Source organism: Vibrio gigantis, from assembly GCF_024347515.1.
GTDB classification, from domain to species: domain Bacteria; phylum Pseudomonadota; class Gammaproteobacteria; order Enterobacterales; family Vibrionaceae; genus Vibrio; species Vibrio gigantis.
The window spans coordinates 1,005,640-1,027,037 of the sequence record NZ_AP025493.1; the positions used below are offsets into that span (position 1 = coordinate 1,005,640).

17 protein-coding genes are annotated in these 21,398 nt (G+C 44.9%); 8 read left to right on the top strand and 9 right to left on the bottom strand.

The window, feature by feature from the left end:
- The first annotated feature begins 8 nt into the window (after positions 1-8).
- A complete protein-coding gene (locus OCV56_RS20615; protein ID WP_086714325.1) occupies positions 9-1,784 on the top strand; it encodes an EAL domain-containing protein in 1,776 nt (591 codons plus the stop codon).
- A gap of 106 nt (positions 1,785-1,890) precedes the next feature.
- Here the strand turns inward: OCV56_RS20615 and OCV56_RS20620 are convergent, their stop codons facing one another.
- Positions 1,891-2,790, bottom strand: a complete 900-nt coding sequence (locus OCV56_RS20620) for a DMT family transporter (protein WP_086714327.1) — start codon at positions 2,788-2,790, stop codon at positions 1,891-1,893.
- A 124-nt stretch (positions 2,791-2,914) separates the two neighbouring features.
- Here OCV56_RS20620 and OCV56_RS20625 point away from each other — a divergent pair, with 124 nt between their 5' ends.
- The 4 genes from OCV56_RS20625 to OCV56_RS20640 all read left to right on the top strand — a co-directional run bounded on the left by OCV56_RS20625 (position 2,915) and on the right by OCV56_RS20640 (position 8,258).
- On the top strand, positions 2,915-4,342 hold the full coding sequence (locus tag OCV56_RS20625; RefSeq protein ID WP_086714328.1) for an aminotransferase-like domain-containing protein: 1,428 nt from the start codon (positions 2,915-2,917) through the stop codon (positions 4,340-4,342).
- A gap of 114 nt (positions 4,343-4,456) precedes the next feature.
- Entirely contained in the window at positions 4,457-5,461 is a 1,005-nt protein-coding gene (locus tag OCV56_RS20630) for a LacI family DNA-binding transcriptional regulator (protein WP_086714890.1), read from the top strand.
- Between the two features lie 145 nt (positions 5,462-5,606).
- Entirely contained in the window at positions 5,607-7,070 is a 1,464-nt protein-coding gene (gene nhaC / locus OCV56_RS20635; protein WP_086714330.1) for a Na+/H+ antiporter NhaC, read from the top strand.
- 12 nt (positions 7,071-7,082) lie between these two features.
- Positions 7,083-8,258, top strand: coding sequence for a MalY/PatB family protein (locus tag OCV56_RS20640; protein WP_150330728.1), 1,176 nt, complete (start codon positions 7,083-7,085; stop codon positions 8,256-8,258).
- 87 nt (positions 8,259-8,345) lie between these two features.
- Here the strand turns inward: OCV56_RS20640 and OCV56_RS20645 are convergent, their stop codons facing one another.
- The 8 genes from OCV56_RS20645 to OCV56_RS20680 all read right to left on the bottom strand — a co-directional run bounded on the left by OCV56_RS20645 (position 8,346) and on the right by OCV56_RS20680 (position 17,203).
- Positions 8,346-8,894: a carboxymuconolactone decarboxylase family protein gene (locus OCV56_RS20645; protein ID WP_086714333.1), complete on the bottom strand. Its 549-nt coding sequence runs from the start codon at positions 8,892-8,894 to the stop codon at positions 8,346-8,348.
- A gap of 278 nt (positions 8,895-9,172) precedes the next feature.
- Positions 9,173-9,736 carry a GNAT family N-acetyltransferase gene (locus OCV56_RS20650; RefSeq protein ID WP_086714335.1) on the bottom strand — a complete coding sequence of 188 codons (564 nt, stop codon included), beginning with the start codon at positions 9,734-9,736 and terminating at the stop codon, positions 9,173-9,175.
- Positions 9,737-10,957 (bottom strand): MerR family transcriptional regulator, encoded by a 1,221-nt coding sequence (locus OCV56_RS20655; RefSeq protein ID WP_086714336.1) that lies wholly within the window; start codon positions 10,955-10,957, stop codon positions 9,737-9,739.
- A gap of 64 nt (positions 10,958-11,021) precedes the next feature.
- The gene (gene yidZ / locus OCV56_RS20660) at positions 11,022-12,008 is read right to left on the bottom strand and encodes an HTH-type transcriptional regulator YidZ (RefSeq protein WP_086714337.1); all 987 of its coding nucleotides are present in this window, start codon (positions 12,006-12,008) and stop codon (positions 11,022-11,024) included.
- The gene (locus tag OCV56_RS20665; RefSeq protein WP_086714339.1) at positions 11,983-13,194 is read right to left on the bottom strand and encodes an MFS transporter; all 1,212 of its coding nucleotides are present in this window, start codon (positions 13,192-13,194) and stop codon (positions 11,983-11,985) included. Before OCV56_RS20665 ends, yidZ begins: the two co-directional genes overlap by 26 nt.
- Before the next feature lie 84 nt (positions 13,195-13,278).
- Positions 13,279-14,502, bottom strand: a complete 1,224-nt coding sequence (locus tag OCV56_RS20670; protein ID WP_086714341.1) for an MFS transporter — start codon at positions 14,500-14,502, stop codon at positions 13,279-13,281.
- Positions 14,499-15,704 carry a D-alanyl-D-alanine carboxypeptidase family protein gene (locus OCV56_RS20675; protein WP_086714891.1) on the bottom strand — a complete coding sequence of 402 codons (1,206 nt, stop codon included), beginning with the start codon at positions 15,702-15,704 and terminating at the stop codon, positions 14,499-14,501. Before OCV56_RS20675 ends, OCV56_RS20670 begins: the two co-directional genes overlap by 4 nt.
- A gap of 62 nt (positions 15,705-15,766) precedes the next feature.
- Positions 15,767-17,203, bottom strand: coding sequence for a Mur ligase family protein (locus tag OCV56_RS20680; protein ID WP_086714343.1), 1,437 nt, complete (start codon positions 17,201-17,203; stop codon positions 15,767-15,769).
- A 153-nt stretch (positions 17,204-17,356) separates the two neighbouring features.
- Between OCV56_RS20680 and OCV56_RS20685 the strand changes: the two genes are divergently transcribed.
- The 3 genes from OCV56_RS20685 (at position 17,357) to OCV56_RS20695 (ending at position 21,397) form a co-directional block, all read left to right on the top strand.
- Positions 17,357-18,295 carry a LysR substrate-binding domain-containing protein gene (locus OCV56_RS20685; protein WP_167373187.1) on the top strand — a complete coding sequence of 313 codons (939 nt, stop codon included), beginning with the start codon at positions 17,357-17,359 and terminating at the stop codon, positions 18,293-18,295.
- A 296-nt stretch (positions 18,296-18,591) separates the two neighbouring features.
- Positions 18,592-19,755, top strand: coding sequence for an amino acid permease (locus OCV56_RS20690; protein ID WP_086714347.1), 1,164 nt, complete (start codon positions 18,592-18,594; stop codon positions 19,753-19,755).
- Positions 19,756-20,098: 343 nt separating this feature from the next.
- The gene (locus tag OCV56_RS20695; protein WP_086714348.1) at positions 20,099-21,397 is read left to right on the top strand and encodes a nucleoside permease; all 1,299 of its coding nucleotides are present in this window, start codon (positions 20,099-20,101) and stop codon (positions 21,395-21,397) included.
- The last annotated feature ends 1 nt before the right edge of the window (position 21,398 follow it).

Sequence of the window (21,398 nt, forward strand, 5' to 3'; positions counted from 1 at the left end):
TACGCCCTATGAAAATTCTAATAATCGAAGATGATCGTATTCAAGCCATCTCATTAAAGTTGCTCTTGAATGACCTAGGTATTGCGCAAATCACGATAGCTCATACGAGTCAGAGTGCTCTTGATTTCTGCACCAATGAGAAGTATAGCCATATCTTTTGTGATATACAGTTGCCCGACTCTGATGGGATCTTACTACTTCGTGAAATATCTAAATACCAACGCTCAGCCACTATCACTATATTAAGCTCGAGTGAAACGAGTGTGATTAAGCTGACTTACCTAGCCTGTAAAACCCTAAGATTCAAAAGTGTACACAGTTTAAAAAAACCCTTTACACACGACTGCATCTCAAAAATTGTTTCTTCGAGCACGCCGCAAACCACACAACATCTAGAGCACAACAAACCACACTTCACCTTTACTGAGTCTGAAGTGGTATCTGCGATAGAAAATGATGAAATCTTCTATTATTACCAGCCGCAAGTGGACTTTCAATCTGACAAAATTGTCGGTGTAGAAGCGCTTGTAAGGTGGGACCATCCAGAGCTGGGGGTGTTAACGCCAAACCACTTTTTGTCATACATCACCAAGTCTGAACACTACAATTTGTTGTTTTGTACTGTACTCAACAAGTCTATCCGAGCAATTCAAAGCTTAAACTTAACAATGCCGATCAAGCTATCGATCAACTTCACTCAACGAGACCTTGAGTGTAGTGATATCTGTAATGAAATTATTGAGGCTTGTGAACGTGAAGGGTTCAACTACAACAACCTTGTTCTAGAGCTTACAGAAAGTCATATCTATTCTTCGGATGCTAATTCCCTCATCAATTTAGCTCGACTTAAATTGCTTGGAGTTAAGCTCGCCATCGATGACTTTGGCACAGGCTATTCATCACTGGAGAAAATCACGCAGATACCTTTTGATATTCTGAAAATAGATCGCAGCTTTGTTCGCAATGTGATTCAAGATTACCAAAATGCATCTATCGTCAAGCTCTGCATCGGCACGGCAAAAGCGTTGCATTTAAATGTGGTTGTCGAAGGGATAGAAGATGCTGATACTTGGCAATATATCAAGAACATGGGTGCGGATGAATGCCAAGGTTATTTTACGGGTCGACCTATGTCGATTCACGATCTTCAGCAATCGCTTGTTGAACAAAAAACCGCAACAGAAATTAAAAAACTCAATGTTCTTGTAATAGATGATCAACCCATAATTGGCGTTGCACTTAAAAATGCATTACTTGAGCAACAAAGTGTCGAAAATGCGCATTGTGTTACCACTCCTCAATTAGCGTTAGATTATATGCGGGACAATGTTTACAACCTGCTGATTGTCGATGTGAACTTAACCGACGAAAGTGGCTTTCATCTAGTCGAAAAGATTCGCCAAACCGAGTTTATAGGAAGAGTTATCTTCATCTCAGGGGAGGACAATCCACTGTATGACTCCTTATGCCAAGGGCTAGGTGCTACATACATAACCAAAAGTCTCGAACTCAACGAGATGATAGAAAAAATCATCTATTACGGAGGGCAAGATACGGATGAAACACCTTTAATCAACACGACACCCACACCATTGGACTCGCTCTCCGTAAGGGAACGTGAAGTGCTAAGACAACTACTAGATGGCGTGGGTAACAAAGCCATCGCGAATCACCTCAATATAAGTCAAAAAACGGTAAGCACCTATAAAAGCCGCTTGCTTCAAAAGCTAAATGCTAAGTCTTTGATTAATTTATCGAAGTACAGTAAATCCTTACAAACTTAATAAATGTAGGTCACTTCTAATCTATAAAACTTCTAGCACAACACTAAAACGCCCTGCATTCTCATGTCGGGCGTTTTATTATTTGTCCCTTCCTAAAATTCACAGCTTAGGTCGAACTTGCACTTAAACGATGGGTTCTCAAAATATTGGGCTTTTTCACCACCAGATAAACCGCGGCGGCAGACAACGCGAAGCCCATTGCCCCGTAGATGTCGAACGACTCACCGAAGATAAGCCAAGCTTGAATTGCTGTTGTCGGTGGAACGAGATAGAACACCGATGCAACGCTTGAAGATGCGCCATGTTCTACCATGTACAGCAGTAACAGTATTGCGATACAAGACAACACAACCACCAGCCAGATTAGCGTTAACGTAAATTCCACAGTCCAATTAACCTGCATAGTTTCGTAGCGCATTGCGAACGGCAAAAACAGCGCTGCCGAAGCCAAGTATTGCACCATAGCGCCACCCACCATATCTGTCCCCTGACAAAAGCGCTTCTGGTACAAAGTGCCGCATGTAATACCGACTAGCGAGACTAAGCACAGTAAGGTCGCCATGCCTTTTTGATCGTCAGATTGCCACTCAATGTTGCCCATCAATACCAAACTAATTCCGGCAAAACCAAGCGCTAACCCCAACCACTGCGCGAAGTTAAAACGCTGGGATGTACAACTGACCATAATCAACGCTGTGAGAATCGGTTGCAGGCCAACCAGTAGAGAACTCAATCCCGCAGGCATACCCCAATCTATCGCTAAGTATGTGCCCCCTAGGTAGAAACCATGGATCAAGATACCGACCACACAAGCATGGAAAAATGCACGTCCTCTTGGAATCTGTCGTTTAAGGATGGCAATTAAAACTAAGAACAACGCGACGTTCGCCACCATCCTAAGTGAAAGTAATGTGGCAGGTTCCGCGTACTCAACACCCAGACGGGCACCAACAAAACCCGACGACCACAATATTACAAACACGAACGGTATCATTTTAATTAGCATCACAAACCTCTGGTCAACTCTTCATCAATGCTGTTACCTTAGTTGGGTACAGATAACTAATAAAGATACAGATATAACACTTTAAACGGTTACAGATTGAGTGTGAGCATCGAGGGGAAACAGCGTGGAAGTAGAACTTAGCGGCAATAAATATTTCGCCACCGAACAACACATTAAGGCTCAGATTGATAAAGGGCTCTATCACCCAGATGATCGCCTTCCCTCCATTCGCCAATTAAGTGAGCAGCTTGGTGTGAGTAAAAACACCGTGATTCGAGCCTACCAAGAGCTGGAAGCAACAGGTTGGGTATATTCAGTGCCCAAATCAGGTTATCGGGTGAAGACACCCAACACAACAAGTTGGGATGCACCAAGCCAACCTCAAAAAGTTGATCTGTTATCGGTGACTAAGTCGGTGCTCACACGGCCAAAAGGGCGATTAAAACTCTTAGCAGGCTCTGCACACCCCAATATCAACAACCCCGCGATCCGTAGCTTGTATGCCGAAATTGGTCGCCACAGTCGTTTGCAAACTCAACTGCCCGGTTATTACCAGTTACCGCCCGGCGATGAACAATTAGTAAAACAATTGTTAAAGATCACCCATGATCTCGGCGTTCCCGCGGGATCGAAAGAGATAGCGATCACTCATGGCGCACAACAAGCGATCAGTTTGGCGCTGCGTGCGCTAACCAAGCCGGGGGACATCGTGGCAGTTGAATCACCCTGTTACTTCGGTAACTTACTGCTGCTCGAATCGCTTGGTTTACAGGCTCTTGAGATACCAAGCAGTGTTAGCCACGGAATCGACATTCCATCGTTACAAAGTGCGCTTGATAAATGGGATGTCACCACTATTCTGCTAACGCCTAATTTCACTAATCCCACTGGCTCAAGGATGCCATTAGCTAACCGGAAAGCACTGTTGGAGATAACCGGCTCTTTGCCGATTATCGAAGACGATGTGTTCGGTAGTTTGGCGTTTGATGCACCGATTGCGAGCTTGAAAGAGCTCGATAACCAAGACAGAGTCATCTACGTCAACTCCCTATCAAAAACCTTAGACTCACGCTTGCGAGTCGGTTGGCTACTATCCGGTCGTTACCAGCCTTTGATCGAAAAGTACCTATTGTGCGACAACATGGGGAGCTCCAACCTAATGCAATCGGCAGTGGGACAGTTCCTCACAACGGGTAAATATCGTAGTCACTTATCCAAAATGAAGCGCCTCTATCAAACCAATCAAAAGCAATTTCAAAGCCTGTTAATACAAGCTTTAGATAGTTACCCGCATCTTGTCGGGTGCTACCACCTATCAAAGCCAGAAGGGTCATTTTTAAACTGGATAACCTTGCCGGAATCCGTCGATAGCTACGCTGTCTATCAAGATTGCTTAAAGCATAAACTGGGGATCTTACCTGGGACAGTGTTTGGTACCAATGACCAATATAAGCACTGCTTACGCTTCACTGTTGCCAATATCGAAGAGACAAAAGAGTGGAAAGAAGGCGTGGTCACGCTAGCTCATATAATCGCTAAGCACACGCGCTAGATATTACCAAGCTAAACTCACTTGATTAGCGTTAACAAGGTTTGACCTTATTAACATTTTCAACAGCAAAGATTCGCTACACTCGCAGCCTTTCAATGCCTAGTGGAGCAAAACGTGGCAACCATAAAAGATGTCGCAGCACTTGCAGGAGTTTCAACAGCAACGGTTTCACGTGTATTAAACCGTACCTGTTATGTTGAGCCCATCACCTTGGAACGTGTCGAACGAGCGGTGAAAGAGCTTAACTACCACCGAGATGCGCGCGCTACTGCCTTAGCAAGCCGCAGCAATAATACACTCGGCTTGCTAACAGGGAACTTAGCCGACCCGTTCTTTGCACTTGTCGCTAAAAGCGTTGAAGAGGTCGCCAGAACCAATGGATACCAGCTGGTGGTGGTCAGTGGTGGTCACAATGCTCAGCGTGAAAAAGAAGGGCTCGATTTTCTTATCAGTCAAGGCTGTGAAGCCATGGTTATCCACTCAAAAATGCTCGATGACGAAACCTTACTTCGTTACGCTGCTCAACTACCCGCTATGGTGTTACTCAACCGAACCATCGCACAGATATCAAACCGTTCAGTATGGGTAGACAACCGACTTGGTGCCCAAGTCTCTGTTCAGCACCTAATTCAACTCGGACACAAACAGATTGCCTACGTATCAAGTGATCTGCCCATTGAAGATAGAACCGACCGACTACAGGGCTACCGAGATGCAATGGAAGCCGCCAATATCGAAATCAAGCCTAACTGGATCATCAGCCAGAGCTTCAGTGAATCTGGAGGGGAGGCAGCAGGCGACATCATAGCCAGCCGATGTCCAGAGGTGACAGCCGCCGTTACCTTTAATGATGTGATGGCCGCAGGCTTAATGACCAGCTTACAAGATCAAGGTATCTCGGTTCCCAACGATATCTCTATCATCGGCTTTGATGACGTTCTACTGGCTCGCTACCTCTACCCTAGATTAACCACTATGCACAACCCGATTGATGAGATGTCGACTTATGCGGCTAACCTGGCGATTAAATTGAAGTCCACAGGTTACGCGCCACCGAAGCAGCATAAATTCGAAGCAACCTTGGTTGAAAGACAGACCGTAAAGCCAATCAAGCGCTAAAATCAAACAAAACGTGACCAAAATCTCATGTACACACCTCATGTAACCGCTTACATGAAAACAGTGTTGAAGTCGCACTTTCGACTTCAGAGCACGCTTATTATCCACTCCGAACAAACCCTACATTCACCTGAGGACAACAAATATGAATAACTCAAAGCCTCTACCATCGTTCGGATTAGCACTAGCGCCCATCGCCGTTATGTTTGCACTACTTGCTATTGGATACGGTGTATTAGGACTTCGAATTGAAGTTCTGCTACTCATTTCTGCGACTTTCACAGCATGTATAGCTTGGAAGATGGGCTACAACTGGGATGACATCATCAACGCGATCGTTGAGAAACTCGCAAAAGCGATGCCTGTCATTTTGATTTTGGTATCTGTCGGTGGCCTGATTGCCAGTTGGATGATCAGCGGTACTATCCCTTACATGGTTTACTGGGGGCTTAAAGTCATCAGTGCCGAATACATACTCATCGCCGCCTTTTTTGTTACCGCTGTTGTCTCTGTATGTACTGGTACTTCTTGGGGCTCTGCGGGTACCGTTGGTGTCGCGCTGATGGGTGTTGCGGCCGGTCTAGATGTATCACTGGCAGCTGCCGCGGGTGCTGTTGTTTCTGGCGCATATTTTGGCGACAAGATCTCCCCTCTTTCAGACTCTACTAACTTTGCTCCTGTCGTTTCAGGCACCACGCTCTACGAACACATTCAGCACATGCTTTACACAACGTTACCTGGCTTTGTAATTGCATCCGTTGTGTTCTTCTTTGCTGGTCAAAGCGCTGACATTACAACCGTTGGCGAGCCAGAAAAAGTGACTCAAATTCTTGCTGGATTAGACAGCCTTTATAACTTCAACATTCTTTTGATTATCCCACCTGTGATGATTCTTTGGGGTGCATTAACCAAAAAACCTGTACTGCCACTAATGTTAGGTGCATCTGCACTTGCGATTGTATTGGGTATGGTTTTACAAGGCTTCTCTCTACAACAAGGTTTCCAAGCTTATGTAGACGGCTTCAATGTTGCTCTATTTGAAGCAAAAGGTACGGCGATTGATGGATTGATTCCTGATGTATCTAAGCTGCTAAACCGTGGCGGTTTGTTCTCAATGATGAGCACTATCCTACTGGTTTTCTGTGCGTTCTCTTTTGCTGGAATTTTAAGCCTAACGGGTGCTTTGAATGTGGTACTCGGTCGATTCCTACACCTAATTCACTCAACAGGACAGTTGATTGCGGCAACAGTTGTTGCAACCATCACGGTAGTATTCACGACCTCTGACGGCAAACTCGCACTTCTTATCCCTGGTGAGTTGTTCCAAAACGCTTACCGCAAAATGGGGCTAGATACGAAGAACCTATCAAGAACCATCGAAGATGCAGGCACGATTATCGAGCCACTGGTTCCTTGGACCGCTGCGGGTATTTACATGGCAAGCACACTAGGTGTGGCAACGTTAGATTACCTCCCTTGGGCTATCCAATGTTACACCGGTATCATTTTCGCTCTGATTTATGGCTTCACTGGATTTGGTATCGCACCTGCAAAACCAGAACAGTTAGAAGACTCAGCAGAATCTTCTCTAGCTCACAGCACTAAGTAAGGCTCACATCTAATGAACGCTTTCGACAACACAATTAACCGCCGAAATACTGGCTCGGTAAAATGGGATTTTATGGAGCAGAAGCTTGGGCTAGAAGGCTCAGATCTACTGCCGATGTGGGTATCAGACTACGACTTCCAAGCGCCTAAGAATGTTCTAGACCGTCTAACTAAAGACGTTAGCCATGGTATTTTTGGTTACTCAGAGCGTCAGGATGACTATTACCACGCTGCGATCAATTGGTTTAAAGAACAACACGATACCAACATTAAAAAAGAGTGGATGGCGACAATACACGGCGTGTTACCCGGTATCGCGATCGCACTGCAAATGTTGACGGAAAAGAATGATCAAATCGTCATCCAAAGCCCGGGATACGGCTCGTTTCGCAAGATCATCGAACTTAACGACCGCAAAGTACTAAACAATCCACTGATCGAATCAGAAGGGCAATACACGCTTGATTTTGCTCACTTGGAAGATTGTTTCGCCAGTGGTGCAAAAGCCTTAATTTTCTGCAACCCTCACAACCCGACAGGCAGAGCGTGGACAGAGCAAGAAATCACACAGGTTGCCGAACTCTGCCAAAAATACAATGTTTGGCTAATCAGTGATGAGATTTGGAGCGATCTAACGCTTGCTCCCAATGTATTCTACTCGTCATTAAGGTTACCGACGGCTTTGACCGATAAGCTCATCGTCGCGACGGCAGCAAGTAAAACCTTTGGTTTATCTTCACTGAGAACCTCGAACTTCATCATTCCAAATTTGGAGTTAAAGGAAAAATTTGTTCGCCGTTTAGATGCTCATGGCATGGATTGCTTCAACAGCCTATCAATGTCAGCAGCGACCACAGCGTATCAAGAGTGTGATTCTTGGTTAGCCGACTTAAAACACTACTTACAAGACAACATCCATAGTCTTGATGGATTCTTAAAAACAGAACTGCCTCATATTCGATTTGTGAAACCGCAAGCGACCTACTTAGCCTGGGTAGATTGCAGAGCCTTACAAATCAGTGATCAAGCGTTGGAACAAAAGCTTATTGAAGCCGGTATTGTGCCGAGTATGGGATGTGCGTTTGGCGAAGAAGGTTCAGGGTTTATTCGTCTAAATCTAGGATGTCCTGCAGAAGTATTAGCAGACGCTTTGGTAAGACTTAAAGCAGCATTAAGTAACTCGAAGTAAGTGACAAGCTAACGCTATTCAGCTCATGCTGCAAAGCCCTGCAACTATGCAGGGCTTTTATTTTTGGCAACAAACCAGCTAACTAGATTAACCTTGCCATGCAAACTGTTCGAACACCTTGTCTACTGGCGTTTCAGCAACACGGTTTACATAGTTACTGATCACTTTCTGAGACAAGCCAAGAATCACTTCTAACACTTGTTGTTGACCATAACCCGCCTCAAAGAATGCTGCCATTTCACTTTCAGACACATTGCCGCGGTTGCGAACCATGCTTAGCGTAAAATCATGCAAAGCTTGCAGTTTCTCAGTAGGCATTGCTGTGCGATTACGCAGCGCTTCGGTGATTGCAGGATCAACCTTCATTGAGTGTGCAATGCCTGTATGTGCAGGTACACAGTAGTGACATTCGTGTTCAACGTTAATGGTTTGCCACACCACTGTCAGCTCTTCTGCATTAAAAGACGAATCGTTAAACAGCTGATGAAGCTCTCTGTAGGCTTTCAGAGTATTTGGAGATTCGGCTAACACACCAAATAACCCCGGAACTCGACCCATCTGCTTTTTTGCACCTTCAAGAATAGGTTGGCTTTGCACGGGTGCGGATTCTACTGAGTGAATTTTAAAATTGCTCATCGTTCTATTCCTATCGATTCTGATTCTAGATTTATTCCTTCACGAAGTAATGTGTGGCTATTCTCCGTTGGCGTGGAAACAATATAGATCAAAATGGAACGATCGTTCAAGCGCTTATTTGAACAGTCGTTCAGAACAATGAAAAGTGAGATATTCAAAAGGAGCTCGGGCGGTTAAAACTTGAGTAATTATGGGCTTGTCTGATTGATTAAAAACTAAAAGCCCATCAAGTGAAACCTGATGGGCTTTTAGTTCATCTAAGATTTTATTTTAAGCGACTACCAGTATTGAGCGTGAGCCAAAGCTTCAACACAACTCGACTGTTCACTCGCCACTTTAATCTCACCGCCAATCAGCGATTGAGCTATCCAACCGTGGGGGTAGCTCAAATTGAATGGTGCCGGGATCTGTTCAACAGTGATTTGCTCAAAGCCCACTCTTGAATAGTAACTAGGATCACCGTATGTCACAGCAAGCTCGGCACCCTGTTCTTTTAGAATCTGTAAGCCAAAGTTAATCAGTTGTTGGCCGATACCACGCTTTTGAACCTGAGTACTGACCGCTACTGGAGAAAGCAAATACGCCTTAGTTTCATCATCAAAGGTGAATGGAGTAAAGATAATCGCACCCACAATCTTGCTGTCAGATTCAATAAAATCATCTTCTGCGACAAAGCAAAGTAGTTCAGTTGGATCTGTGGTAGTTAAAAGGTCATTAGCGAGCTTACCCACGGTTTTACCTTCATTTTCGCCTTCTGAATCGGTAAAGGTTTGAGTAAAAAGCTGAGTGATCGTTTCGATCTCGCTTGAATCGTATTGTCTAAATTTCATCGTGTTCTTCACTTACTGTACTTTCTTCAACACAAAAAAGTGATAATCAAAATCACGCTTCGCTGAGCCTTGAGATCCTTCCACTAGTTCGCTGTTATTGAAGAATTGTTTAATTTCATTGTCGCAATCTACGAGCGCTTTTGAGTTTGGCATCGTCGCTTTCAGCGCTTCAACTTGCTTTTGCAAAGGCTGATAATAGGCAAGCCAACCGGCATCACTCATCGCAAAGTCATTCAGGACTTGATAGCCCGCTGCTTTTGCCTGTTTCATGCGCTCAGAAACCGTCGTCATATCTGGGTACTCTTTCTGCCAGAACACTTGGGCTGATTCGTTAGGGCTCTCGGTGTTCCAGACCAAATCATTCACGACTAATATGCCATCATCGGCAAGTAACTTTCGCCACTGTTTAAGCGCCTTCTGGACACCCATGATGTAAGCACTACCCTCTGACCAGATTAAGTCGAATGACTTCGCTTCAAACGGTAAATCCATCATGCTTGCACACACGGTTTTAATATTGCTTTCGAGACCAAGTTCTCGTGCTTGCTGGTTTAGAATATCCAAACACGGTTGATCATTATCTACCGCAGTGACCTGCACTTCAGCCTGATGTTTTTTCATCGCATTCGTTAATACGGAGGTTGCGATACCTTTACCGCAACCAATTTCAAGGACGCGCTTCGGGGCTTCCGGAACGTGGGAAAGCGCAGTAAGCGTATCCTCATTCGTTCCGGGACCTAAACGTTCTAGTCCCTCAAAGATCGCGCCGAAATCTGCCATATATTGTTCATGTTCATTCATGTCTTTCGATAACCACTTCAATCGCAGAGCCTGTTTCTCATCAAAGCCCTGCTTAATTAACCAATCGAGGTGTGCATCTGGCGCAAGCTTATCCATCGACTCATGCCACTCTTCTAATCCGCTTTCGCCTAGCATTGCTGCTAATAGATCTCGTGAACGCTGTTTTTGCAGTAGCTCTTCATCCAACTGCTTGAGTCTATTTTCCAACAAACTACGTTCGATTTTTGCATCTAAACAGGCTTGGCACTCTTTAAGCGTCAACCCACCCGCCTGTAATTGCTGTAACAAACGAACACGTTGCAGGTCCTTTTCAGAATAAAGGCGATAACCATTGCTCTGACGTTGAGCTTCAATCAAACCTAGCTTGCCGTAGTACAACAATGTAGAACGACTCAGCCCAACTAATTCGGCCAGTTCAGAGATACGATACATGCACTTCCCCTCTCATTTCGGTAGCAAAGATAAACTATGAAGCTGTAGTCAGGTCAACAGAATTTTAGACACTTTTCTCGTCTTTTACCTGCTTACCTTCAAACTGATAAAGCGCTCTGAGTGTCTCTTTTAACCATAAAACGAGCGGATTATAAGCATTGCGTTTGTGCCAAATCATAGTAAATGGGATCAGTAGCTTATTGGCATGTTCTTCGTCTAACGGAATAGGTAAGCACGTAAGGTTGGGGTGAAGTTGCTCTGCATGGCGTCGGCAGTAATTGGGCGCAACTGTCGTCATAGTGTGATTGGATTGAGCCGCCATAAACAGAGACTGCTCAAAGCCTGCAAGCGTAAGGGCAATGTTTCGGTCTAGTTGCAAATCGGTGAGCACCTCATCCAGCGCCCATCTCTCACTTTTCTCCCAAACAATATTGATATGAGGGTATTTAAGAAAGGCCTCTAGATTCCACTCTTCTTGTAAAGCAGGATGGTCTTTTCTTAGGTAGACCACGGGAAGATCATGAAACAGAATTTCATAGTCAATGAAATACGGCAACGCGTTTAAAGACTCTTTTGAGCGAGGGTGACTTTCTCGTCCTGAGAATCCGATATCAGACTCTCCACGGACGATGGAGTCGATTGAATCGTAATCCCAGTTACGCATTTTAATCTTCGCATCTGGGTAACGTTGATACACACTTTGTGTTAACTCATTAAGCATGATCAGCGACAAAGGAGATTCAGCCTCGAGATTCAAGCGTATGTCTTTTGGCGTATCGTCGCCCCGAGTCGTCAATATCTGACTGCCTATCTGCAACCAATCTTGTAAATCTTTTTCCATGGTTAACGCGAGAGGCGTTGCTGTTAAGCCACTTGGCGTTTTCACAAACAGCGGATCATCAAACCAATCACGTAGCTTCGTCAGAGATTTACTCACCGTTGAAGGGGTAACATTCAGCTTCTTCGCTGCTTTTGACACACTCTGCTCTTGTAATAACAATTGCAGAGTGAACAGCAGATTCAAATCAAGACGGGCTAGTGGCTTCTTCATAATCACTTTTAACTTGGGAAGGACCTACACATAGTATTAGAGCAATACTGATAACTCCACCAGCAGCCAGTATAAATACCAACATATTCAATGCACTTAGCCCAACAACACCCATCAACCAAATGAACAGTGCCGAAGTACACACCTGAGAAACACCCAGTATTGAACTGGCCATGCCTGCTCGCTGTGAATAACAACTCAATGCTTGGCTCATCGCGACACCAAAACCTAACGAGAAGCCGCCGCATACGAAGGCAAAACCAATAAGCGTCACGTAATGCCCTAAGCCGCCATCGATCGATGCGAGCAGCAAGACAGCCGCAATAACAAAGCACATTTGAGATGTCAGCATCAGGCTTTTCTGCTTAAACACGTTCAATGCAAACGGAGCCGAGAACGACACCAACATACTCACAAATGCTGTGAGAGCCATGGTGTAGGAATACTGACCACGGTCGAAGCCAAGTTCTGTCATGATCAACATTGGAGAGACATTCACGTAAGTCAGAATCGCCGTCACACCCAAACTGGTCATGATCACTCGGCTAATGAACAACGGTTCTTTAAATGTTTCGATTGACGTCGCTTGAGATGCCTCAGATACAGAGACTTTCATTACCATTGACTCTGTAACGTTAGGTTTAGTCTCTTTTAGTACAAACACCGACAACACGCCCACCACGACACCCATACTCGCCATGGTCGTAAACAGGCTCGGCCATGGGTATACCATCATGATTAAGTGACCAATCACCGGAGCCAACACGGGAACAATACAGGTAATGCCATTCATCATCGACAAAACCTTGGCTCGCTTTTGGTCGTCCAATACATCTCGCAAAATAGCAAACGCAACAACGTAACAAGAGCCCGCGCCTACACCTTGAAAAAAGCGTACTGCGAGAAATGGTTCAGCACTGGTGACACTCGCCCCCAGCATCGAAGAAGCGGTAAACACGATAGCGCCGAAAATCGCGACAGGCTTTCGCCCCACCGTATCGGCGAACTTACCAGCAAACAGCATAGTGGTTGCCATACCAGCTAAATAAATTGAAAACGCGACATGCAATTGCGCTTCAGAAGCATTCAGATCCGAAGCGATTTGAGGTAACCCAACAAGATACAGATCAATCGCTGTTGGGTATAAAAGAACAAGCGCAAAACTACAAAACAGAAAACGATACATAACACCCCCACATAATTGATGTGGGGATAGTATGAGCCAAACGACAAACTAGCGAGTGGCATCTGCGACAGTAGGTCTTTCCATTTACGACATACCATTTCTAAGTGCTGCATCTTTGATGGAGGCATACATCAAACAACTCACGACACATACCCCACCCATGATGAGATAACCCGCACTCACACCAAAGAATTTCACGCTCATCCCCGCGATCAAATAAGTGAACAACCACCAGAAATGCGTTAAAGAGAAGTGCGCTGCAAAATATGGGGCGGTGTCTTCTCCCTCGCACGCTTGGGTGATCAATAGGCCTGCGGAAGTTTGAATACAAGACATCCCTCCCCCCATGGCTAAACACATTACTCCAAAGCCGACCCAACCAGGCGTGAAACTACCCACCACAAAAGAGCCACAAATTGTCAGTAAACCTATCCAGTGGAAATGTTGAGGAGAATGATTTTCTAGCCACTTTGGTAACCGAAGCGCCATCAACATAGAGCCCAAGCCAACAACCATCATCGCTAATGCGGTTTGCGTTTCGTCACCATGCAGCACTTCATGCACATAGATAACCGTATTCACCAGCACCATCGCAGAAGCACTGGCCGCTGCCAGATACGCAAACCATAAAGCTCTCAATTTAGGTTTATTCAAATAATTACGCAGCCCTTGCATCACACTAAGTTTCTGAGTTTTATAAGCTGATTCTGTTACTCCTTTCAAATTCGGAAGTGTGCACAGTAAGATCAAAAACCCAGACAGCAAAAAGGTAGCGGCATCAAGCATGAACAGCTGCCTAAAGCCAATTAAGCTCAGCAATAAGGCCGTCAGCATTGGGCTAAAGATCTGTTCAAGATCGTAAGCCATTCGGCTGAACGACAGGGCTTTCGCATACTGTGTTTTATCCACCAACACCAACGGCAACGTGGATTGAAACAACGGCGTAAACCCCGCAGAACATGCATTGATGAGAAACATCAACACATAGACTTCCCACACTTCAGTGACAAACGGCAAACATACAAATAGCAACGCCCTAATCAAATCGAGCGCGACCAAAGTCCGTCTTTTCGGTAACTTATGTGCGATAGCACCAAATACCGGAGCTAATCCAATGTACGCCAACATCTTCAAAGCGAAAGCGATACTCAGCACCATACCTGCGTCATCACCTGATAGTTCATAAGCGAGCAACGCTAAGCAGATAGAACTCATGCCCGTGCCGACCAAAGAGATAATCTGCGCAGACAGCAGGCGTATATAGTCTCGGTTGCGCCACATTGGCGTCGTGCTCATTTCAGTGATCATTCGTTCACCTCAATCCGACCCATCAAGTCAGAGAATAGCCCACCGAACCAAAGTTTGACGCTGTCCCAAAGTCGCACCATCCAAGAGCCTTGTTCTACAGTTTGATCTGCGACTAAAGCGTAACTTGCCACCGTACTACCGTTGCTCTTCCAGACGACTTTGCCCACCTCAGCTCCCTGCTCAACAGGCGCAATAAGCGGATCAATCATTACCACAGATTTTTGCAGCGAATCGACTAACCCTCTAGGCATAGTCAGGTACGCATCTTCGGCTATCTTGGCACTAACTTGTTCGATATCCCCCTTCCACACTCGCACCTGAGATTCGACTTGATTGTGCTGCATCACTTGTTTGGTATCGTAGAAACGAAATCCATAACTCAGTAGGTTCTTTGAAGCCGTGGTTCGTGCTTGCGGGCTATTGGTACCCATCACGACCGATATCAACCGCATCTTACCTTCCGTAGCAGAGCTGACTAAGCTGTAGCCCGCATTTTCGGTGTAACCCGTTTTGCCACCATCGACGTTAATGGACTTATCCCAAAGCAGCTTGTTTCGATTGTATTGAGTGATCTCATTCCACTTGAACAGACGCTCTTGGTATAACGCATAAACGTCTGGTACATCCTTAATGATCGACCGCATCAAAATCGCCATATCAAGCGGAGAAGTTTGGATTCCTTCGCCATCTAAGCCATGTGCATTCACAAAGTTAGTATCTTGCAGCCCAAGCGATTTCGCCCAACCGTTCATTAGGCTAACAAAAGCTTGCTCACTCCCCGCGATGTGTTCGGCCAAAGCGACAGAAGCATCATTACCCGACTGAATGATTAACCCTTTCATAAGGTTCGAGACCGAAATCTCGTCTCCAGGCTGAATAAACATCTTGGATGACTCTGAAAATTTTGCCGACCACGCATTTTCACTGACCGAGACTTTATCCTGCCACGTCAATCTACCGGACTTAATCTCTTGTCCAATCACATAAGCCGTCATCAACTTCGTCAAACTGGCGGGCGCTAAAATCGCGCGTGAGTTTTGCTCTACAATGATGGTGCCTGACTGAAAGTCCATCAAAACATACCCTTTGGCGGGCAACTCAGGAGGATTGGGCGTGACCACCGCCAAGCTTGGTGCACTGATCCCCGCTAACGTTAAGCAAGCCAAGGCTAGTCGCCATCGAAGCTTCGCTCTAACCTTCATTTTAGTCTTTGCTTTCACAGCAAAATATGAGGTGACCCTGAACTTCAATACCGAGACCGGACTCATAACATATCCTCCAAAGTCAGTGCCGCAACATCGCCGATATAACATTGTCGACCCACTTGATTAGTCGTGATGTATTGATGAGTTTCCGAGCCTTTGCCACACACTAAGATAAGGTCACCACTGCGACTCAATTGCTTGGCAACCTGAATCGCCTCATGGCGGTCACTGATTTCGTAGCAAAGCGTACTACTCACTTGCGAAGTTAATGCACGGAAAATATCCTCCTGCATTTCGCCAAGTGGGTTGTCTGAGGTGAAAATAACAACATCAGAATGGGTAGCGCATAACTTCCCAATGTCAGCTGCATCCCGAATTCGGTCACCCGTCACACCGACGACCGTTATCACTCGCTTAGCTAACTGAGAGTGAATGCCTTGGTAAAGAGCCGAAAGGCCATCAAAGTTATGTGCATAATCCACTAAAGCTAAAGCACCATTGTCTAGCGATAGATACTTTGAACGCCCGTCAGGTGCAACAACACCATTCAGCGCGTTTGCGATGTCCGATAACGACCACTTCAATGTCAACAGGGTTGCTGCCATCGCTAAGGCATTCTCGACATTAAACTGAAAGGGAAGTTGGCTAAAAACAGGCTCCTTTCTACCTTGATTATTGAGTATAAAAGTAGCGCCAAATTGCTCAACCTTCAGTTGTTCAACATAAATATCCGCCTCTGGATTGTGCATTGAGAATGTCACAACATTAACTCGGCTGCTTGCTCGCTCTATCGCAACATTGGCGTGCGCATCATCTAGGTTGATCACCGCAAAACCATTGGGTTGAATACGATCTAAAATCTGAAGTTTCGCCTGAACATAGCCATCAACCGTTCTGTGATAATCAAGGTGGTCACGGCCAATATTGGTGATCACCCCAACAGACAACGGTACAAATCCAGCTCTGTCTTGCACCAATGCATGACTGCTTAACTCCATAACGTTATCCGTGACCTGTGCTTCAGCCATATCCTTAAATAAATTCAACAGAGTGACACCATCTGGTGTGGTATTACTCAGATCTTGTTTCTTACCCGCGAACTCCACACCGAGCGTTCCAATGTAGGCGCTCCGTTGCTTGTGCTTGAGGATCTGATTCAAACCATGAGCAACCGTCGTTTTTCCATTTGTTCCGGTAATACCGATGTGATTAATCTTCTTATGTGGGTATCGATAAAAAGCCTTAATAAGCAACAAGCTTTGGTAATGACTTCCAGTCACCAACACAGGCACCGATGCTGAAACAGGTTTTGTTGCAATAATGGCAACCGCCCCATTCGCAATCGCACTTTCAATATAACGATGGCTGTCATGAGCAGCCCCTTCGCGGCAAACAAACACATCCTGAGACTCAATATGCTCACTGTTTGTTGAGAAGCGCCTAATCGACAATGCGCCCAGTTGTTTTAAAAAACCTTTCAATTTGTCACTCAACATCCACTTGTCCCTTAAGTTGGCTAGGATTTCTTGATTAAGTTGAGTATATTTTGCTGACCAACATCGATAAAATTGAACAAATCAATCCAAATTATTAGTCACCTTGATAACCTAGATTCTTTTGTGTTACCTCTACCAGATGCGAGTATTACTGTGAAAGATCTTAATTGGCGTGGAATCGACCTCAACCTACTGCTGACTTTTGATGCACTTTTTCGTTTAAAGAGTGTTTCCGCAGCCTCAAAAGAACTGCACTTGGGGCAGCCTGCCACCAGTTATAACCTCAAGCGGCTCCGTGAGTTATTGGGTGACCCTCTGTTTGAAAGGCAAGGCAATAAAATGCAGCCGACCGTGAGAGCACATGAAGTCGCCCCCAAAGTTCAGCAAATTTTGTCGATTTTCACGCAAGATATTTTACCTGCTGAGCAATTTGAGCCACAAAACTACACAGGTCAGTTCATCATTGGCGTCAGTGACTATGCAGAGCAGATCTTTGGCCCAGACATTTTCGACACACTTCAGAAACTTGCTCCTCAAAGTAAGGTTCTGCTCAAGCCTGTCGACAGTGCAAATTGCGTAACGTTACTCGAAGATCAAGATACTGACTTATGCATTGGCGTATTTCAGGAGCTACCGAACCACCTCAACACCACCTTTCTTTACCGAGAAAAGCACCTGTGTACCTTTGATAACAAGGTATTGAATACCAAACTTCCAATTCCGCTAGACACCTACTTAAACACACCGCAAATGATCATTACGGCGAATCAAGAGTTAACCAGCCAAGTCGACGGCACATTGGAAAAAATGGGAGTAAAACGAAATGTAGTACTTGGGACGACCCGTTTTCTAACGATTCGCAGGATGCTTTCAGGAAGAAATCTGTTGGCTGTAATGGCCGAGATGGTCGGTCGTTCTGAGTTAATTGACGATGACTTGGTGTTATGCGACCCGCCGATTGATATCCCTGACTTTGATATCGACATGGTGACTTTAAAACGCGACGCGAACCACCCTCGAATTCAGTTTCTGACGCAACTCGTCCAAAACCTCATTCAAGATAAAGTGAGAGAGCTAAGATTAATCAGATAAGCACAAATCGAGGCCAATTCTACAAATATTCATGCTCTATTTTATGGTGGAATCCGCTCGAACTTGAATTGCCAAGCAATTTATAAACGTTAATCGACCGATAAATGCAATCACAAGATAGATAAAACAACCAACAAATCATAACCTCGACAAATGCCTTTGCAATTTTTTTAGAAAATTTCAAAAATTATTAGAATTTAATCCCTAACTCTAATGAGTATTTTGTTAGTCTTGGAAACAATTATTTACAATCCAAAGAAAAATTATTTGGATCGCTAGAGGTTGTTTTTTTGAATATGAAATTATTCGGTAGTTCCCTAATCCTTTCAGGAACTGCACTAGGGGCTGGCATGTTGGCCATCCCAATGGTTTTAGCTCAGTTCGGCTTTTTGATCAGCTCTGTGCTGATGCTGCTGATTTTTGTTGGCACCACATACTCAGCACTGCTACTCGCAGAAGCCTGCACCAAAACCAAAGACAACAGTGGCATGAGCAGTGTTGCTTACCTGACTTTGGGCAGCAAAGGTAAACATTTTATCAATGCACTCTTCTACCTGCTGTTGGTATGCATGCTCATCGCTTATATCTTGGGCGTTGGTGACATCATTCACAAACTACTACTCGATGTTGGCGTAGACGTATCTGCATCTGTTGCCTATACGATCTTCAGCCTATTAATGGGTGTAATTGTAGTGTCGGGTAAATCCTACATCGACAAACTGAATCGCGGACTGTTCATCTTGATGGTGGTCATGCTGTTTATTGTGATTGCTTCTCTATTTAGCAACATTCGTTTGGATTACCTAACTCAAACTAGCAACTACACAGCCAACGATGTCGTTCAATACAGTGCGGTTATCTTTACCAGCTTTGCCTCTATGGTGGTGATCCCGTCACTGGTTATCTACAACCGAGAAGCAACACAAAAGCAGATCCGCAATATGATTCTTTTAGGCTCCGTAATCCCATTGGTCTGCTACCTAACTTGGTTATTTGCGATTATCGGTAACCTTGGAACAGACGCTATCAGTCAGTTCCATAACATTTCAGAGCTGATCTCGGCGTTTAGCGGACAGTCTGCTTGGTTGAAAGTCGTGATTGCGCTGTTCTCAGCATTAGCCTTGGTGACCTCTTTCCTTGGTGTGTCCATGGCACTTTACGACCAAAATAAAGATGCCGTTACCAACAACAAAGCGTTGGCTTATGCGTTGACCTTCATTTTGCCTTTGGTATTAGCAGAGCTATTCGCCAGCCAATTTGTAAGCATGCTGGACTATGCAGGCATGGTGCTGGTGTTCTTAGCTATTTGGGGCCCACTCGCAATGGTGGTTAAGGTTCGCAGACCGGATTTCCCTCACCTACAAACCGAAGGCAGCTATACGGCAGCTGGAGGCGATACAGCACTTATCGCAACATTCGGCTTTGGTGCATTAATTTTTATCTCTTGGTTTATGGGTTAACTATTCACTGAGTAATAGACCCAAACTAAGACCAGAAAGAGCAGCGTTGGCTGCTCTTTTTTTATGCCTAATTTCCCTACCCACGTTATTCCTTCCTCCTTATCGACACACATCGTCAGAGACCTTCAAACAACGTATTTAGAAACAATAATTTAGATAAACAACTCGTCATATTTAGATCTCAGCACCAGCTCAAAACACCATGTTCTATGATCATATAAAGTAACTGCGTTGCTGATACATCTGATAATTAGATCACAAAACAACCTCAATGGTATTGTATTGGTATTATCTTTTGAAATACCATCATTCGCGTACCCTACAGTACTAAAGGACATAATAAATGAAATCGAATAACTTCAAACTGTCTTCAATGATGTTCATTGAATGGTTTATCTGGGGAGCATGGTTTGTTCCCTTGTGGCAAATACTCAATACCAATGGCTTTACGCCAACAGAGATCGCATGGTCTTACGCATGTACCGCGATCGCTGCGATCATTTCACCGATCTTGGTTGGATCAATCACCGACCGATTCTTCGCTGCTCAGAAAGTACTTTCTGTGATGTTGATAGCGGGTGCAGGTTTGATGTACTTAGCGGCTCAGCAAACCGAGTTCGCCACCTTCTTCCCACTACTTTTGCTTTACTCGTTAACTTACATGCCGACGATTGCACTGACCAACAGCATTGCTTTCTCTAACGTAGAAGACGTAGAGCGTGACTTCCCGCGTATCCGTGTTATGGGTACTATTGGTTGGATTGCTTCTGGTATCGCGATTGGTTTCTTACCTGGGTGGCTAGGTTACGGTGATATCTCATCAAGTAATATCCCACTTATTCTTACGGCTCTTGCTTCGGCTGCACTCGGTATCTTCGCTCTGACTCTGCCAGATACTCCGCCAAAAAGTACCGGTAAATTAAGCCTTAAAGTAATGCTTGGCCTAGACGCAATCGTGTTACTGAAAGACAAAAACTTCTTAGCATTCTTCGTTTGTTCTTTCATGTTCAGCATGCCTCTGGCGTTCTATTACATCTTCGCTAACGGCTACCTAACTGAAGTAGGCATGAGCAATGCGACAGGTTGGATGACGCTTGGTCAGTTCTCTGAAATCTTCTTTATGCTGGCATTACCTTTCTTCACCAAACGCTTTGGTATTAAGAAGGTATTACTACTTGGTCTCTTTACTGCGGCTGTTCGTTACGGTTTCTTCGTCTACGGAAGCGCAGACACTTGGTACCTCTACTCGCTGCTATTCGCAGGCATCCTATTACACGGTGTGAGCTATGACTTCTACTTCGTAACGGCCTACATCTATGTCGACAAAAAAGCACCGGCTCACATGCGAACCGCCGCTCAAGGCCTTATCACATTAGGTTGCCAAGGTATTGGTAGCTTGCTGGGTTACCGCTTAGGTGGCGTGTTAATGGAAAAGATGTTTGCTTACGACGAACCGCAGAATGGTCTGACATTTGATTGGGCAGGTATGTGGGGCTTCGGCGCCATCATGATCGCCATCATTCTCGTTATCTTTATGTATTTCTTCCGTGAACCAAACGGCGAGATTAAAGAAATTAATATCGACAACAAACCCGATGGAACCCCATCAGAGCAGACTCAAGTAGAAAAAGCTCAAGCGTAAT

What these genes read in the sequence shown, in the direction of transcription:
- OCV56_RS20680 (WP_086714343.1), bottom strand. Translation starts at nt 17,203, where the DNA reads ATGTTGAGTGACAAATTGAAAGGTTTTTTAAAACAACTGGGCGCATTG.
- OCV56_RS20670 (WP_086714341.1), bottom strand. Translation starts at nt 14,502, where the DNA reads ATGATCACTGAAATGAGCACGACGCCAATGTGGCGCAACCGAGACTAT.
- OCV56_RS20690 (WP_086714347.1), top strand. Translation starts at nt 18,592, where the DNA reads ATGAAATTATTCGGTAGTTCCCTAATCCTTTCAGGAACTGCACTAGGG.
- OCV56_RS20615 (WP_086714325.1), top strand. Translation starts at nt 9, where the DNA reads ATGAAAATTCTAATAATCGAAGATGATCGTATTCAAGCCATCTCATTA.
- OCV56_RS20620 (WP_086714327.1), bottom strand. Translation starts at nt 2,790, where the DNA reads ATGCTAATTAAAATGATACCGTTCGTGTTTGTAATATTGTGGTCGTCG.
- nhaC (WP_086714330.1), top strand. Translation starts at nt 5,607, where the DNA reads ATGAATAACTCAAAGCCTCTACCATCGTTCGGATTAGCACTAGCGCCC.
- OCV56_RS20675 (WP_086714891.1), bottom strand. Translation starts at nt 15,704, where the DNA reads ATGAAGGTTAGAGCGAAGCTTCGATGGCGACTAGCCTTGGCTTGCTTA.
- OCV56_RS20640 (WP_150330728.1), top strand. Translation starts at nt 7,083, where the DNA reads ATGAACGCTTTCGACAACACAATTAACCGCCGAAATACTGGCTCGGTA.
- yidZ (WP_086714337.1), bottom strand. Translation starts at nt 12,008, where the DNA reads ATGAAGAAGCCACTAGCCCGTCTTGATTTGAATCTGCTGTTCACTCTG.
- OCV56_RS20695 (WP_086714348.1), top strand. Translation starts at nt 20,099, where the DNA reads ATGAAATCGAATAACTTCAAACTGTCTTCAATGATGTTCATTGAATGG.
- OCV56_RS20665 (WP_086714339.1), bottom strand. Translation starts at nt 13,194, where the DNA reads ATGTATCGTTTTCTGTTTTGTAGTTTTGCGCTTGTTCTTTTATACCCA.
- OCV56_RS20655 (WP_086714336.1), bottom strand. Translation starts at nt 10,957, where the DNA reads ATGTATCGTATCTCTGAACTGGCCGAATTAGTTGGGCTGAGTCGTTCT.
- OCV56_RS20645 (WP_086714333.1), bottom strand. Translation starts at nt 8,894, where the DNA reads ATGAGCAATTTTAAAATTCACTCAGTAGAATCCGCACCCGTGCAAAGC.